Source organism: Rhodanobacter sp. UC4451_H18, assembly GCF_052978225.1.
Genome location: NZ_CM129663.1, coordinates 2,170,080 through 2,185,000 on the forward strand (window position 1 = coordinate 2,170,080; position 14,921 = coordinate 2,185,000).

At 69.2% G+C, this 14,921-nt stretch carries 13 protein-coding genes; 7 read left to right on the forward strand and 6 right to left on the reverse strand.

Annotated elements, in window-relative coordinates:
* Positions 1-68: 68 nt before the first annotated feature.
* From ACVCMG_RS09865 to ACVCMG_RS09875, 3 genes are all read right to left on the reverse strand, one after another.
* The gene (locus tag ACVCMG_RS09865) at positions 69-473 is read right to left on the reverse strand and encodes a TIGR01244 family sulfur transferase (RefSeq protein ID WP_447107137.1); all 405 of its coding nucleotides are present in this window, start codon (positions 471-473) and stop codon (positions 69-71) included.
* Positions 474-501: 28 nt separating this feature from the next.
* Positions 502-1,368: an MBL fold metallo-hydrolase gene (locus tag ACVCMG_RS09870; RefSeq protein WP_395120896.1), complete on the reverse strand. Its 867-nt coding sequence runs from the start codon at positions 1,366-1,368 to the stop codon at positions 502-504.
* 65 nt (positions 1,369-1,433) lie between these two features.
* Positions 1,434-2,294, reverse strand: coding sequence for a helix-turn-helix transcriptional regulator (locus ACVCMG_RS09875; protein WP_447107136.1), 861 nt, complete (start codon positions 2,292-2,294; stop codon positions 1,434-1,436).
* 241 nt (positions 2,295-2,535) lie between these two features.
* On the opposite strand from ACVCMG_RS09875, the gene ACVCMG_RS09880 reads away from it, so the two are divergent.
* From ACVCMG_RS09880 to ACVCMG_RS09900, 5 genes are all read left to right on the forward strand, one after another.
* Positions 2,536-2,790: a hypothetical protein gene (locus ACVCMG_RS09880; protein WP_447097594.1), complete on the forward strand. Its 255-nt coding sequence runs from the start codon at positions 2,536-2,538 to the stop codon at positions 2,788-2,790.
* A 75-nt stretch (positions 2,791-2,865) separates the two neighbouring features.
* Positions 2,866-3,324, forward strand: a complete 459-nt coding sequence (locus ACVCMG_RS09885) for a MarR family winged helix-turn-helix transcriptional regulator (RefSeq protein WP_395120893.1) — start codon at positions 2,866-2,868, stop codon at positions 3,322-3,324.
* Positions 3,325-3,349: 25 nt separating this feature from the next.
* The gene (locus ACVCMG_RS09890; RefSeq protein ID WP_447107135.1) at positions 3,350-4,909 is read left to right on the forward strand and encodes an efflux transporter outer membrane subunit; all 1,560 of its coding nucleotides are present in this window, start codon (positions 3,350-3,352) and stop codon (positions 4,907-4,909) included.
* Positions 4,910-4,919: 10 nt separating this feature from the next.
* Positions 4,920-6,125: an HlyD family efflux transporter periplasmic adaptor subunit gene (locus ACVCMG_RS09895; RefSeq protein ID WP_395120891.1), complete on the forward strand. Its 1,206-nt coding sequence runs from the start codon at positions 4,920-4,922 to the stop codon at positions 6,123-6,125.
* Between the two features lie 114 nt (positions 6,126-6,239).
* Positions 6,240-7,766 (forward strand): DHA2 family efflux MFS transporter permease subunit, encoded by a 1,527-nt coding sequence (locus ACVCMG_RS09900; RefSeq protein WP_447114003.1) that lies wholly within the window; start codon positions 6,240-6,242, stop codon positions 7,764-7,766.
* Between the two features lie 9 nt (positions 7,767-7,775).
* Here the strand turns inward: ACVCMG_RS09900 and ACVCMG_RS09905 are convergent, their stop codons facing one another.
* From ACVCMG_RS09905 to ACVCMG_RS09915, 3 genes are all read right to left on the reverse strand, one after another.
* Complete coding sequence (locus ACVCMG_RS09905) at positions 7,776-8,303, reverse strand: acyloxyacyl hydrolase (RefSeq protein ID WP_395120889.1); 528 nt, start codon at positions 8,301-8,303, stop codon at positions 7,776-7,778.
* A 163-nt stretch (positions 8,304-8,466) separates the two neighbouring features.
* Positions 8,467-9,936 carry a M16 family metallopeptidase gene (locus tag ACVCMG_RS09910; RefSeq protein WP_447114004.1) on the reverse strand — a complete coding sequence of 490 codons (1,470 nt, stop codon included), beginning with the start codon at positions 9,934-9,936 and terminating at the stop codon, positions 8,467-8,469.
* Positions 9,933-11,321 (reverse strand): M16 family metallopeptidase, encoded by a 1,389-nt coding sequence (locus tag ACVCMG_RS09915; protein WP_447114005.1) that lies wholly within the window; start codon positions 11,319-11,321, stop codon positions 9,933-9,935. Before ACVCMG_RS09915 ends, ACVCMG_RS09910 begins: the two co-directional genes overlap by 4 nt.
* Before the next feature lie 233 nt (positions 11,322-11,554).
* On the opposite strand from ACVCMG_RS09915, the gene ACVCMG_RS09920 reads away from it, so the two are divergent.
* A complete protein-coding gene (locus ACVCMG_RS09920) occupies positions 11,555-12,844 on the forward strand; it encodes an MFS transporter (RefSeq protein WP_447114006.1) in 1,290 nt (429 codons plus the stop codon).
* 88 nt (positions 12,845-12,932) lie between these two features.
* Entirely contained in the window at positions 12,933-14,906 is a 1,974-nt protein-coding gene (locus ACVCMG_RS09925) for an alpha/beta fold hydrolase (RefSeq protein ID WP_447114007.1), read from the forward strand.
* Positions 14,907-14,921: the final 15 nt, after the last annotated feature.

Here is a 14,921-nt window from a genome sequence, read left to right on the forward strand (position 1 = left end):
AACAGCGCGCATTGTGCCGCAAGCGGCACGCGAGTCAGTCGCGCCGCGCGCGGCGGCGCCTCAAGGCGTCAGCCCAGCCACGGCCGCAGCATCGACAGGTCGTAGCCCGCCGCGCGCGCCGTGGCCAGGATCTCGTCGGCCGTGCCCGGCGCCTGCATCGCCCACAGCGCGCTGCTGCGCGTGCCGCTGCGGCAGAACGCCAGCAGCGGGCCGGGCAGTTCTTCCAGCGCCGCGCTGAATTCGTGCAGGGCGGCCGGCGCGAACGGCATGCCCGCCACCGGGATATGCCGCCAGGCCAGGCCGGCGGTACGCGCCGCCGATTCCAGCGTGGCATTGTCCGGCTGGCCGGGTTCCTCGTCGTCGGGGCGGTTGTTGACGATGCCGCGAAAACCCTGCGCGGCGAGTGCCGCGATGTCGTCGACGTCGATTTGCGCGCTGACGCTCAGCGCGCCGGCAAGCGGATGGATCTGCATGCAATGCTCCGTAGGAAGGGATGGACGCCTACAGCGCGTCCAGCGGAATTTTCAGATAGCGCACGCCATTGTCCTCGGCCGGCGGCAACTGGCCGGCGCGCATGTTCACCTGCACCGCCGGCAGCAGCAGTTGCGGCACCTTCAGCGTGGCATCGCGCGCGCGGCGCATGGCGACGAACTCCTCCTCGCCGATGCCGTCATGCACGTGGATGTTGCCCTGGCGTTCGGCCGCCACCGTGGTCTGGTGCGCGAACTCGTCGCGGCCGGGGGCCTTGTAGTCGTGGCACAGGAAGATCCGGGTGGCCTCCGGCAGCGCGAAGATGCGCCGGATCGAGCGGTACAGCGTAGCCGCGTCGCCGCCGGGGAAGTCGCAGCGTGCGGTGCCGTAGTCGGGCATGAACAGCGTGTCGCCGACAAACGCCGCGTCGCCGATCACATGGGTCATGCACGCCGGCGTGTGCCCCGGCGTGTGAATCGCCTGCGCCTCGATCCCGCCTACCCGATAGCGCTCGCCATCGGTGAACAGGTGGTCGAACTGGCTGCCGTCGCGGGCGAACCCGTCGCCGGCGTTGAACAGCGCGCCGAACGTATCCTGCACCTCGCGGATGTGCTCGCCGATCGCCAGCTTGCCGCCCAGCTGCGCTTGCACGTAGGACGCCGCCGACAGGTGGTCGGCATGCACGTGGGTGTCGATCACCCAGTCGAGCGTCAGTCCCTCGGCGCGCACGAACGCAATGACGGCATCGGCGGCGGCGTGGCCGGTGCGCCCGGAGGCCGCCTCGTAATCGAGCACCGCATCGAGCACGGCGGCCCTTCGGGTGGCCGGGTCCCAGGCCACGTAGCTGAAGGTATGGCTGGCCTGGTCGAAGAACGCCCGCACGTCGGGGCTTGGCATGTCCGTCTCCTCGCGGTGAAATCGGGATCGCGGAGATTATGGCCCCTGCGGCAACGGTCGCCGCATCACGCCGATTGCGCGGCCTGCTCCGCCGCGAGGCGCCGGGCGACGCGCGCGAAGCTCGCCGCGGTCTCGGCATTCGCCGGCGCGAAGAAGAACGCGGTGGCGCGATCGACGTGGTCGCTGTCGCGGATCGGCAGGCGCATCGAATGGATGCTGAGGTCGCCGAACTCGCGATGGAAGAACGGCACCACGATCGCGCTCAGCGGCGCGGTGTGGCAGCGCTGCCAGAGTTCGACGAACTCCGCGCTGGCCTCGGCCAGCGCCTCGGTCAGCCGGGCGAAGCGCGGGTCTTCCGGATGCGCCGCCTGGTTCATGCGGAACATGCCGAGCAGGTTCAGCGCGCCGTTCTCGAAATCCGGATACAGCCGCCGCCGCGCCGGATTCATGAACGCGTTCCACAGGTGGTTGTCGGCGAACGGGCCGTCGAACTCGCCGAAGTCGTACAGGCACTCGGCCATGCGGTTCCAGGCCAGCACGTTGAACACCGTGTCCAGCACGAAGGCCGGCGCCTGGTACATCCGCAGCACCTCGTGCATCACCGGCGGCAGGCTGAAGTGATGTTCCGGCACGTCGGTGCGCGACAGCCCCATCAGGGCGAACAGGTAGGCCTCGTCGGTCGGCGACAGCGACAGCGCGCGGGCGATCCGGGTCAGCGCCGCCGCCGATACGTTGATCGCACGGCCCTGCTCCAGCCACGTGTACCAGGTGACGCCGACCTCGGCCAGCGCCGCCACTTCCTCGCGGCGCAGTCCCGGCGTCAGCCGGCGCGAACCCCGCGGCAGACCCGCCGCCTCGGGCGTGAGCGCGGCACGCCGCGTGCGCAGGAAGGCCTTCAGCTCGGTGCGTTGCATGGATGCTTTCATGGGCGATCCGGAACGGGTAGTGGGAGTACCAGCAGTGGGGACTGCCTTCCCATGCTACGTCGCAGCGACCTAATGTCGCCTGTCCCCCAAGTCATGTGCCCACACGTGACCGTGACGCCGGCGATGCGGTCACGCCCGTCCGCGGCGCACCTCCAGCCGCCACGCCCGCCGCGCTGTCTTGCAGCCTGTCACGACGCGGCACCCGCCGACGTCCTTGTGCCAACCCATGCAGGAGATCGACATGTCGTTACTCCCCGTCCCCACCCCCGTCCATGCCCCACGCATCGATGCGCTCACCGATTTCGTGATCCATGCCCAGTTGATGCTGGATCCGGCCACCCCGGAATCGGTGCGCCGCGAAGCCGAACCGCGCCTGCTGGCGCAACTGCCGATCCTGCAGGCGCTGGGCGTATTCGAACTGTTCACCCTCCGCGATCCGGCGCTGCACGCGCTGGTGCGCGACGAGCTGCAGGCCCAGCGGGTGCGTGCCGCCTGACATCTTGCCAAGGCAAAAGCATTCCAGCACATATTTGCCTTGACAAATATACTTGAGGCAATAGAATGCGCGGCCATGAATACCGAGTCGCTCGCCTTTGCCACCCCGAAAGAAAGCCTGGGCATCCTGCTCGGGCTGGTGCGCGCGGAGATCGTGCGGGCGATGGAAGCCGAGCTGGCCGCGCAGAACGTGAACCTGCGCTTCACCCAGTTCCTGATCCTCAAGCGGTTGGCGAGGCTCGGCCCGATGTCGGCCAGCGAGCTGGCCCGCTCGGTCGAACTGGACGGCGGCGCGATGACCCGCCAGCTCGACCAGCTCGAACGCAAGGGCTACCTGCGCCGCTGCCCGCATGAACAGGATCGCCGCGCGTTGCGGATCGAGCTGACCGAGTCGGGCCAGGCGATCTGGCAGCAGCTGACCGACTGCAACGAACGCGTGCTGAATGCCGCCCAGCGCTCGCTGGACGAGGCCGAACAGGCCCGGTTGCACGACTACCTGGAGCGCGTGCTGCACGCCCTTCGCGACAAGAACTGACCCTCCCCCTCGGAGCCCCCCACGTATGCGTCTGCATCACCTTGCGGCTGCCACCGCCCTGACCCTCGCGCTGGCCGCCTGCGCCAGCAGCGGCGGCCTGCATCCGAACGGCGCGCCGCTCGACCCCGCCTCGCTGAAAGCCGCGCACCATCTCGGCGCGAACGACATCGCGGCCGCCTGGCCCGACAGCGACTGGTGGAGCGCGCTGGGCGACCCGCAGCTCGACCGGCTGATCCGCGAAGCGCTGGCCGACAATCCCGGCCTGGCCGTGGCCGATGCGCGCGCCCGCGCGGCGCAGGCGGCCGCCGGCCTGGCCGACACCGCGCGCCGCCCCAGCGTGAATGCCGGGGCCAGCGTTTCCGGCGCGCGCATCCCGACCACGGTGATGCCGGCCGATGCCGGCGGCGGCCACTTCAACCTGGCCAGCTACGCCTATGGCAGCTTCAAGTGGGGCCTGGATCTGTGGGGCGGCAAGCGCGCCGCGTGGGAAGCCGCGCTGGGCGCGTCGCGCGCCGCCGAGGTCGAGGCCCGCGCCGCGCGCATCGAACTGTCCGGCAACGTGGCCCGCGCCTATGCGCAACTCGGTTATGCCTTCGCCCAGCAGGATCTGGCCGCCGGCGAGCTGAAGCGCGCGCAACAGTCGCAGCGGCTCACCGCGCAGCGCGTGGCCGCCGGCATCGACAACCGCATCGTGCTGAAGCAGGCCGAGGCCGAAGTGGCCACGGATGAGCAGGCAGCCGCGCTGGCCGACCGCGCGGTGGATGCTGCGCGCTCCGCGCTGTCCGTGCTGCTCGGCAAGGGCCCGGATCGCGGCGACGAGATCACCCGTCCACAGGTGCTGGCGCCGGCCGAACTGGCGGTGCCGGAGAATCTGCCGCTGGAACTGATCGGCCATCGCGCCGACCTGGTCGCCGCGCGCTGGCGGGTCGAGGCCGCGGGCAAGGACATCAAGGCGGCCAAGACCGAGTTCCTGCCCAACATCAGCATCGGCGCGATGGCCGGCGTGCTCCGGCTCGGCGGCGGCAACCCGTTCACCCTGCCGGCGCGCTTCTACCAGCTCGGCCCCTCGCTGAGCCTGCCGATCTTCGACGGCGGCCGGCTGCGCGCCAACCTTTCGGCCAAGGACGCCCAGTACGACCTGGCCGTGGCGCAGTACAACCAGACCCTGGTCGGCGCGGTGAACGAGGTTGCCGACGACGTCTCGGCGACGCAATCGCTGCAGCGGCAGCTCGCTGCCCAGCAGCGCGCGCAGGCCGCCGCGCGGCAGGCGTGGGATCTCGCGCTGCAGCGTTACCAGGCCGGCGTCGGCAGCTACCTGGAAGCGCTCAGCGTGCGCCAGCAGCTGCTGGCCGCCGACCGCGGCGTGGCCGCGCTGCAGGCGCAACAGGTCGACCGCTCGATCCAGTTGATCCAGGCCTTGGGCGGTGGATACCGCCCGCAGAATCAAGCACCCCGCGGTGGATACCGCCCCCAGAATCAAGCATCCCGCGGTGGATACCGCCCGCAGGATCAGGCACCCCGCGACGGCTACCCGCCGCAGGCCGGCGCGCCGGCACCGTCATCTTCCACTTTTGCGCATCGCTGAGGCTTCCCCCATGTCTGCTCAACCCTCATCCGACTCGAACGAGAGCAAGGCCGAGTCCAGGCCGCCGCTGCCGGCGCCGAAGAAATCCCGCGGCGCGCTGCTGCGCGCGCTCGGCGTGGTAGTGCTGCTCGCCGCCATTGGCTGGGGCCTCTGGTACTTCCTCGAAGGCCGTTGGTACGAGAGCACCGACGACGCCTACGTCAACGGCAACGTGGTGCAGATCACCCCGCAGGTGCCCGGCACCGTGGTCAGCATCGGCGCCGACGACGGCAACCTGGTGCACGCCGGCGACGTGCTGGTGAAACTCGACCCCAGCGATGCCGACGTGGCCCTGGCCGAGGCGAAGGCCAACCTGGCGCTGACCGTGCGCAAGGTGCGCGGCCTGTACTCCAGCGTCAGCGGCGCACACGCCGACGTCGCCGCCAGCCAGACCGCGGTGGCGAAGGCGCGCTCCGACTACGAGCGGCGCGTGGCGCTGGCCAAGTCCGGCGCGATCTCGGCCGAGGAACTGGCGCATGCCCGCGACGCGCTGACCACCGCGCAGAACGCCCTCATCACAGCGCAGCAGCAGTACCAGACCAGCAAGGTGCTGGTCGACGACACCGTGGTCGCCTCGCACCCGGACGTGCAGGTGGCGGCGGCCCAGCTGCGCGCCGCCTACCTCGCCGACGCGCGCACGCAGTTGCTGGCGCCGGTGGACGGCTATGTGGCCAAACGCTCGGTGCAGGTCGGCCAGCGCGTGCAGCCCGGCACGCCGCTGATGGCGGTGGTGCCGCTTCACCAGGTGTGGATCGACGCCAATTTCAAGGAGACCCAGCTCACCGACATGCGCATCGGCCAGCCGGTGGAGATCGAATCGGACGTCTACGGCGGCGCGGTGAGCTACACCGGCAAGGTGGAGAGCCTGGGCATCGGCACCGGCAGCGCGTTCTCGCTGCTGCCCGCGCAGAACGCCACCGGCAACTGGATCAAGATCGTGCAGCGCATCCCGGTGCGGGTGGTGTTCACCGACCCGAAGCAGCTGGAGCAGCACCCGCTGCGACTGGGCATGTCGCTCAACGTGGACGTCAACCTGCATGACCGCAGCGGCCCCACGCTGGCGCAGCGCGCGCCCTCGCAACCCGCCTTCAGCACCGACATCTACAAGCAGCAGCTGGCCAAGGCGGATGCGGCGATCAAGGAGATCATCCACGCCAACATGGCCGGCGACAAATAGCTCCCCGCAGGAGCCCGCTCGCGGGCGATGCTCCTGCTTGATCTTTCAACGGGCACCAGAGCAACGGCATCGCCCGCGAGCGGGCTCCTACGCATTCTTCATTGACCGAACCCGATGACCACCCCATTCCGCCCACCCAATCTGGCACTGAGCACGGTCGGCCTGTCGCTGGCCACCTTCATGCAGGTGCTGGACACCACGATCGCCAACGTCTCGCTGCCGACGATTGCCGGCAACCTCGGCGTCAGCAACGACCAGAGCACCTGGGTGATCACCTCGTTCGCGGTGAGCATGGCGATCTCGCTGCCGCTGACCGGCTTCCTCACCCGCCGCTTCGGCGAGGTGCGCCTGTTCACCGCGTGCACGCTGCTGTTCGTGGCCTCCTCGTTCATGTGCGGCGTGTCGCAAAGCATGGGCATGCTGCTGGTGTTCCGCGCGCTGCAGGGCGCGGTGGCCGGCCCGATGTACCCGATCACGCAGAGCCTGCTGATCAGCATCTACCCGCCGGCCAAGCGCGGCATGGCGCTGGCCCTGCTGGCGATGGTGACCGTGGTGGCGCCGATCGCCGGGCCGATCCTGGGCGGCTGGATCACCGAGAACTATTCGTGGCCGTGGATCTTCTTCATCAACCTGCCGATCGGCATCTTCGCCAGCGTGGTGGTGGCCAACCAGCTGCGCGGCAAGGTCGAGAAGACCGAGCGCCCGCGCATCGACTACGTCGGCCTGATCACGCTGATCATCGGCGTCGGCGCGCTGCAGATCGTGCTGGACAAGGGCAACGACGCGGACTGGTTCAACTCCAACTTCATCATCGTGGCCAGCATCATCTCGGCCATCGCGATCGCGATCTTCCTGATCTGGGAGCTGACCGACCCCGACCCGATCGTGGACCTGAAGCTGTTCCGCCACCGCAACTTCACCACCGGCACGGTGGCGATGGTGCTGGGCTACGCCGCGTTTTTCGCCATCGCGCTGCTGGTGCCGCTGTGGCTGCAGCAGAACCTGGGCTACACCGCCACCTGGGCCGGCTTCGCCACCGCGCCGCTGGGCGTGATCCCGGTGCTGCTGACCTTCTTCGTGGGCAAGTACGCCACCCGCATGGACCTGCGCCTGCTCGCCGCGGCGTCATTCCTGGTGATGGGCGCGACCTGCTTCATGCGCGCGGACTTCTACCTGCAGATCGACTTCTACCACGTGGCGATGGTGCAGCTGCTGCAGGGCCTGGGCGTGGCGCTGTTCTTCATGCCGACGCTGACCATCCTGCTGTCGGACCTGCAGCAGGACGAGATCGCCGCCGGTTCCGGCCTGTCGACCTTCCTGCGCACGCTTGGCGGCAGTTTCTCCGCCTCGATCACCACGCTGATGTGGACCCGCGGCGCGGTGAACCACCACGAGCAGCTGGCCGAGCACATCACGCCCTACAGTCCGGTCAGCCAGGCCGCGATGCAGCAGCTGGGCCACTGCGATCCGCAGCTGGGCGGCAGCGTGATCAACGGCATGATCACCCAGCAGAGCTACCAGATCTCGTTCAACGAGGTGTTCCACGCGCTGGGCTGGATCTTCATCGGCCTGATGCTGGTGATCTGGCTGGCCAAGCCGCCGTTCACGCCGAAGGCGCGGCCGGTCGCTGGCGGGCACTGAGGCGATCGGTCAGAGATCGAAGCCGATGCCCACCAGCGCCATGGTTTCGCCGCGGTTGGGCTGATGCAGGCGAGCGTTGGAAACGTGCCGGATCTGGAAGCTGAAACGGTGCCCTTGCCAGCCGAGCGTGGTGACGAACTCGTACGGGCTGCTCAGCGCCTGCGTGCGCGCGCTGTTTAGCGCCGGCTGGAAACTGGCGAACCAGTGGCCTGGCGCACCATCGGCCGTGCGGTACTGCAGGCGCGCACCGGCGGCCAGCAGCCAGGCTTGCTCCCGGGTGGGGTAGCGATTGTCGCGAAAGCGGGCGATGTCGCGGCCGTCGATCCAGCCCAGCGAGACGTCGGGTGCCAGGCTCCAGCGGCTGTCGCCGATCGCATGGTCGTCGAACACCGCTTCGACGAACAGCGCGGGAGTGCCATGCCCATCCATGTAGCTGCGCCCGCCCTGCACCTGCAGATGGACCGATTGCGCCAGCAGCGGCAGCGGAGACGACGCCAGCGCCAGCAGCAGCAGGCGGGCGGAAAACGGGACGTGCATGGCAACCTCGGACGGGGCGGAATTTTAGTGAACTTGATGGTTCACTAAATAACGTCGAACCGAAGTGAAACCAAGGGGTGGCGAAGAATGATTGCCGCGATGCCCCGCGGCCACGGGATGCCCCTGCCGTTGCAGGGGTTCCCGTGCGCGTTCCGCCGGAACTTCAGCGACCGGCCGGCGCCTGCAGGCTGGGGCTGTCCAGGTCCAGCGCGGTGGATTGCAGCAGCACCGCCTGCGGATGATCCTTGCGGATCGCCGCGCCGAACTGCGCGGCATCGCCCACCACCACCACGTGCAGGTCGTTGGCCGCCAGGTGCTTGCGGGCGTATTTCTCGATCTGCTTCGGCGTGACCGCCTGCACCTCGGTGACGTACTTGCCGATGCTGTCGAGCGGCACGCCGTAGATCGCCAGTTCGGCGACCTCGCCGGCCAGCCCCGCGGTGGTCTCCAGGCTGCGGCCGTAAGCGCCGATCAGGGTGGCCTTGCGCGCAGCGAGTTCATCGGCATCCACGCGGCTGTCGCCCAGCTGCTTGAACTGGCCCAGCATCAGCTCGACCACCTGCGGCGCGGACGGGTTCTTGGTTTGCGCCGAGGCCAGCCAGACGCCGCCATCGCCCAGCCCCTGCAGCCGGCTGCCGGCGCCGTAGGAGAGGCCGCGCTTGATGCGGATTTCCTCGTTGAGGCGTGCCGAGTACGAACCGCCCAGCACCGCGTTGGCCACGCTGCCGACGTAGTAGCTGTCGTCGCGGCGCGGCGGCGCGGCGTGCGCGGCGACCACGCCGGCCTGGCCGGCACCGTGCTGGTCGATCAGCAGGATCGGCGGCAGCTGGCTGGCAGCGCTGCCGGCCGGGCGCGGCGGCAGCGGCGTGGCCGGCTTGGCCCAGTCGCCGAAGCTGGCCTGCGCCAGCTGCAAGGCCTGCGCGGGAGTGATGTCGCCGGCGAGGATCAGGATCGCGTTGTCCGGCCGGTACAGCGCGTCGTGCAGGCGTTGCACGTCGGCGCGGGTGATGCGCTTGAGCGAGTCGGGCGTGCCGTGGCGCGAATGGCCATAGGCGCCTTCGCCGAACACGCCGCGGCTGGCCGCCAGCGAGGCCAGCGCGGTGGGCTGGCTCAGCTGCAGGCGCAGGTCGTCGATCGCCTGGCTGCGGGCGCGCTGCACCTCGGTCTCGGCGAAATCCGGCTGGCGCACCACTTCGGCCAGCAGGCCCAGCGCCTGCGGCAGTTTCGGCGTGGTCACGGTGATGCCGATGGCGCTCTCGTCCCAGCCTGCGGAAGCATCCAGCGAGCCGCCCAGCGCCTCGGCGGCGGCAGCGATCTGCGGCGCGCTCCTGCCCGCCGCGCCCTTGCTCAGCAGGTTGGCGGTGAGGTCGGCCAGGCCGGCCAGCCGCGGCGGGTCCATCTCGCCGCCGCGGCGCACCCACAGCTGCGCGGTCACCAGCGGCAGGTTGGCGCGGCGCACGCTGATGACCTCCAGGCCGTTGGGCAGGGTCTGCGCGGTGGGCGTGGGCACGTTCAACTGCGGCGCCGGACCGGGTGCCGGCGGCGTGGCCGGAAAATCGGCCGCGGCAGCGATGCCGGCGGTCAGCGCGATGGCCGTAAAGACGGCCAGACGAAAATGGTTGGCGCGGCTCATTTCGCTGCTCCCTTGGCGGTGTCCGGCGCGGCCTTGGCCTGCGGCAGGTAGTCGATGGTCACCTTCTTCGCGCTGGTGACGTATTTCTGCAGCACGCGATGCACGTCGTTCGCGCTGACTTTCTGCAGCGCGGCCAGGTCGTCGTTGACGTGCTGCACGTTGCCGTCGATCAGGCTGGCCTGGCCGAGCGCGAAGGCGATGCCCTGCGCGGTCTGGCGCTGTTTCAGTTCGCTGGTGAGCAGTTGCGTCTTGACCTTGTCCAGCTCGGCGTCGGCGATCGGCTGGGTCGCCAGCCAGACGATTTCCTCGTTCAGCAGTTTCTCCGCCTGGGCCGGCTCATGGCCGCTGGCGAGCACCGCGTAGACGGTGAACAGGCCCGGGCCCACGCGGGTGTCGGCAAACGCGCCGATCTCCTGCGCGACCTGGTGGCGATACACCAGCGACTGGTACAGCCGCGAGGAATCGCCCTGCGACAGCAGCGCGGCGGCCACTTGCAGCGGAATGCGGTCGGCGCTGTCCGATGCCGGCGGGATCAGCCACGTCATCGCCACCGCCGGCAGCGGTGCGGTCTCGCTGGTGACGGTGTAGCGCTTGTCCTGCTTGCGTACGGGCTCCTTCGCGGTGACTTGCGGGATCGGCGTGGCCGGCCTGGGAATCCAGCCGAAATACTGGTCGACCCAGGCATCGAGCTGCCTGGGGTCGAAGTCGCCGGCCACGATCAGGGTTGCGTTGTCCGGACGATAGAAAGTGCGGTGGAAGTCGATCACGTTCTGCAGCGAGGCGGCTTCCAGGTCCTCGATGCTGCCGATCACCGGGCGCTGGTACGGATGCACCGTGTACGACTTCGGGTCGATCGCGTTGAACAGCTTGCCGTACGGATTGGCCAGCACGCTCTGGCGGTATTCCTCCTCCACCACCGCGCGCTCGGAGGTGAAGTTCTTCTCGTCCACGTTGAGGTTGGACAGCCGCTCGGCCTCGGCCCACAGCAGGGTCTGCAGGTGGTTGCCGGGCACGATCTCGAAATAATTGGTGACGTCATCGCCGGTGGAGGCGTTGTTGGCGCCGCCGACGTCCTCGGTCAGCCGGTCGAACTGCTCGGCGTGCATGTGCTTCGTGCTCTTGAACATCAGGTGCTCGAACAGGTGCGCGAAACCGGAGCGCCCCTGCGGATCGTCCTTGGAGCCGACGTGGTACCAGACCTGCACTGCCACGTTGGGGCTGGCGTGATCCTCCACGCTGAGCACCTGCAAGCCGTTGGGCAAGGTGCGCTGGTGGTACTGGATCGGGGGGATGCTCAGCTGCGCCGCCGTGGCCGGGGGCGGGGCCCACGCGGCGCAGGCGATCAGCGGGACAAGCAGCACGAGGCGCGGCAGGCGCAGGTTCATCCGGTGCACTCCTTCCTGGGCAAGGCGCCTACCTTAGCAAGCTCGCCGGGGATCGTGCGCGTGACTTGCGGCCGCGGCGCGACGACCGACCGGTGACAGTGGTGGCCGAGCCCGAGGTGCGCGATCATCGCCCGCCTGGCCAATGCCGCACGGCAGGCCTTCCCGCATCTCGCCGACCGCTTTTTCGCCGACACGCCTCTTGCGCCGTCGGCCTGCCCGACCCGGAACCCCCGATGCCGCCCGCCCGCCGCGACTCCGTTTTCGCCAACCACAACTTCCGCCTGCTGTTCGGCGGCAGCACGATCTCGATGCTGGGCGACCAGTTCACCCTGGTGGCGCTGCCGTGGCTGGTGCTGAAACTCACCGGCGACCCGGCCGCGCTGGGGCTGGTGCTGGCGGCGATGGCGCTGCCGCGCGCGCTGTTCATGCTGATCGGCGGCGCGGTGGTGGACCGGCTGTCGCCGCGCCGCGTGCTGCTCGCCGCGCGCGGGGCGAACGCGCTGCTGGTGGCGCTGCTGGCCGCGCTGGTGCTGCTGGGCGACATCCGCATGTGGCTGGTGTACCTGATCGCGCTGGGCATCGGCCTGTCCACCGCGTTCGCCTACCCGGCCGGCTCGGCAATCCTGCCGCAACTGGTGCGCAAGGATCAGCTGCAACCGGCCAATGCGCTGGTGATGGGCATGCGCCAGCTCAGCATGTTCGTCGGTCCGGCGCTGGCCGGCGTGGTGATCAGCGCGGGCGCGCACGGCGCACAGCCGCAGGCGCTGCAGGATGCGGAGGGACTGGGCCTGGCATTCACCATCGACGCGATCAGCTTCGCCTTCTCGCTGGCGTCGCTGCTGCTGATCCGCGTGTCCGCCGACTTCGATCCGAAACCCGCCGCGGGCGGCGTGCTGGCCAACGTGGCCAGCGGCGTGCGGATGATCTGGGCCGACCTGCCGCTGCGCGCATTCATGCTCTACGCGGCGGTGGTCTCGGTGTTCGTCGGCGGTCCGCTGCAGGTGGGCCTGCCGGTGCTGGCCGATACGCGGATGGATCTGGGCGCCGCCTCGCTGGGCATCCTGATGACCGCCAACGGCGGCGGCATGCTGCTGGGCAGTTTCCTTTCCGGCCCGGCCAGCCGCATCGTGCGCGGCCGCCTCGGCCTGATGGTGCTGACCATCGACAGCCTCGCCGGCCTGGCCTTGGCCACACTGGCGCTGGTGCATGCGACGGTAACCGGCGCGGTGCTGCTGGCCGCCACCGGCGTGCTCGCCGGCATCGCGCAGATCGCCATCGTCAGCTGGATCCAGCGTCGCGTGGCGCCGGAAATGATGGGCCGCGCCATGAGCGTGCTGATGTTCACCTTCATGGGCCTGGGGCCGATCTCGGCCGCGATCGCCGGCAGCCTGCTCAGGCTGATCCCGCTCACCGGCCTGTTCGCCGGCGCCGGCTTGCTGCTCACCGCGATCGCCCTGGGCTGCATGCGCAGCCCGGCGCTGCGCAGCATCGGGGCAGCGCCGGCGGCGACGGCGGCGTCCTGATCCTGCCGCCGCGCACTTTGCATTAGAGTCGGATGGCCGGATGGCCGCGGAGCGCGGCCGCGCACATCGCAAAACAGGGGAAATCGCCATGGATACTCGACGCTGGTTGGTCGCGCTGGTGCTGCTGTGCGCCACGTTCCTGCACGCCGAACCGGTACCGCTTGCCGATCTCGCACGGCACATGCAATACGAAGCCGTGAAGATTTCGCCTGACGGCAAGTACCTTGCCACCACCGCCCTGGTGGATGGCCACAGTCTGCTGGCGCTGATTCGCCTGGCCGACAAGAAGGGGCAGCTGATCCGCCAGCGCAACGAAGACGCGGTGACGGACTTCTGGTGGATCTCTCCCACCCGCGTGGTGTACACGGTGGGGACACGGCTGGGTGGCTACGACCGCCCGTTGCCCACCGGCGAGTTGTATGCGGTCAATGCCGATGGAACAGGCTCGACCATGCTGTACGGCTTTCGCAAGGACGGCATGACCACCGGTACGCTGGTCAAGCAGGTGGTGAGCGAACGCGGCTCGGCGGAGTTCATCGGCACCATTGCCGGCGATCCGAAACACATCCTGGTCGCTACCCGGCTGTGGGACGCCAACGGCAAGCATGGGGTGTTTGCCACCGCCTCCCGCATGGACGTGCGCACCGGCAAGTTGCGGGAAATCATCACCGCACCGATGCGCGACGCCTTTTTCGTCGGGGACCATCAGGGCCGGATCCGCTTTGCCTGGGGCGAGGACGAGCAGGGCGACGTCCGGGTGTTCCAGCTGCCGCTCGGGGGCGGCGACTGGAAGCCCATGCCCGAACTGGGTGCCAGCCATTCCGTGCCGATCGCCTTCGACCGTGATGACAGCGGGGCGTACTTCAGCTGCCCGGCCCGCAGCGGCGGCTTCGGCATCTGCCGCTGGAGCGAAGACAAGCCCACGCTGCAGGAGGTGTGGAGCAATCCCACTGTGGAATCGGACGGCCTGCTGCAGGGGCTGGCCGAAGACGACATCGCCGGCGTCGCCTACATGGATGGCCGCGCCGGCATCGCGCCATTCGACATGCAGTCGCCGGCGGCACGCATGCTGGTGGCGCTGATGAAGCAGTTCCCGGGCGAAAGCGTACGCTTCGTCTCCGGCACCAGCGATGGCAGCCTGAGCGTGGTGCTGGTGGAGGCCGACGCCGATCCGGGCACGTTCTACCTGTTCGACGCCAAGGCCGCAAGGCTGACGCCGCTGCTCAAGCGCGCGCCGTGGATCAATCCGCAGTCGATGGCGACCAAGCAGCCGTTCGAGTTCGCCGCGCGGGACGGCATGAAGCTGCAGGGCTACCTGAGCTACCCGCCGGGCCATGAGCAGGACAAGCACCTGCCCACGGTGGTGATGGTCCATGGCGGCCCGTTCTCCGTGCGCGACCGCTGGGAGTACGACGCCGACGTGCAGGCGCTGGCGACGCGCGGCTACGTCGTGGTGCAGGTCAATTTCCGCGGCTCGGGCGGCTACGGCTACGCGTTCGAGCAGGCCGGCTGGCGCGAGTGGGGCGGCAAGATGCAGGACGACGTCACTGACGCCACGCGCTGGGCCATCGCCCAGGGCATCGCCGACCCGCAGCGCCTGTGCATCTACGGCGCCAGCTACGGCGGTTATGCCGCGCTGGAAGGCGCGGTGAAGGAGCCGGACCTCTACCAGTGCGCGATCGGCTACGTCGGCATCTACGACCTGCCCCTGATGTACCGGCGCGGCGACATTCCCGAAACGGTCAGCGGCGAGAATTACCTGAAGCGCCAGCTGGGCGACGACATGGCGCAACTGGCGCAGCGCTCGCCGATCAACCAGCTCGATGCGCTCAAGGCACGGGTGATGCTGGTGGTCGGCGGCCAGGACCGGCGCGTGCCGCCGATCCAGGGCACGAACCTGCACGAGGCGCTGCTCAAGCGCCACGTGCCGCACGTCTGGCTGGAAAAGCCCGGCGAGATGCACGGCTTCTACGACGAGGCCAACGTCGCCGAACTGTACGGGAAGATGCTCGACTTCATCGGCTCGAACATCGGACCCGGAGTCACGGCAGGCGGCAAGTAGGGGCGCAGCGCTCGA

Coding starts and splice junctions, on each gene's coding strand:
- ACVCMG_RS09925 (WP_447114007.1), top strand. CDS start 12,933: ATGGATACTCGACGCTGGTTGGTCGCGCTGGTGCTGCTGTGCGCCACG.
- ACVCMG_RS09865 (WP_447107137.1), bottom strand. CDS start 473: ATGCAGATCCATCCGCTTGCCGGCGCGCTGAGCGTCAGCGCGCAAATC.
- ACVCMG_RS09885 (WP_395120893.1), top strand. CDS start 2,866: ATGAATACCGAGTCGCTCGCCTTTGCCACCCCGAAAGAAAGCCTGGGC.
- ACVCMG_RS09895 (WP_395120891.1), top strand. CDS start 4,920: ATGTCTGCTCAACCCTCATCCGACTCGAACGAGAGCAAGGCCGAGTCC.
- ACVCMG_RS09870 (WP_395120896.1), bottom strand. CDS start 1,368: ATGCCAAGCCCCGACGTGCGGGCGTTCTTCGACCAGGCCAGCCATACC.
- ACVCMG_RS09875 (WP_447107136.1), bottom strand. CDS start 2,294: ATGAAAGCATCCATGCAACGCACCGAGCTGAAGGCCTTCCTGCGCACG.
- ACVCMG_RS09905 (WP_395120889.1), bottom strand. CDS start 8,303: ATGCACGTCCCGTTTTCCGCCCGCCTGCTGCTGCTGGCGCTGGCGTCG.
- ACVCMG_RS09920 (WP_447114006.1), top strand. CDS start 11,555: ATGCCGCCCGCCCGCCGCGACTCCGTTTTCGCCAACCACAACTTCCGC.
- ACVCMG_RS09880 (WP_447097594.1), top strand. CDS start 2,536: ATGTCGTTACTCCCCGTCCCCACCCCCGTCCATGCCCCACGCATCGAT.
- ACVCMG_RS09915 (WP_447114005.1), bottom strand. CDS start 11,321: ATGAACCTGCGCCTGCCGCGCCTCGTGCTGCTTGTCCCGCTGATCGCC.
- ACVCMG_RS09910 (WP_447114004.1), bottom strand. CDS start 9,936: ATGAGCCGCGCCAACCATTTTCGTCTGGCCGTCTTTACGGCCATCGCG.
- ACVCMG_RS09900 (WP_447114003.1), top strand. CDS start 6,240: ATGACCACCCCATTCCGCCCACCCAATCTGGCACTGAGCACGGTCGGC.
- ACVCMG_RS09890 (WP_447107135.1), top strand. CDS start 3,350: ATGCGTCTGCATCACCTTGCGGCTGCCACCGCCCTGACCCTCGCGCTG.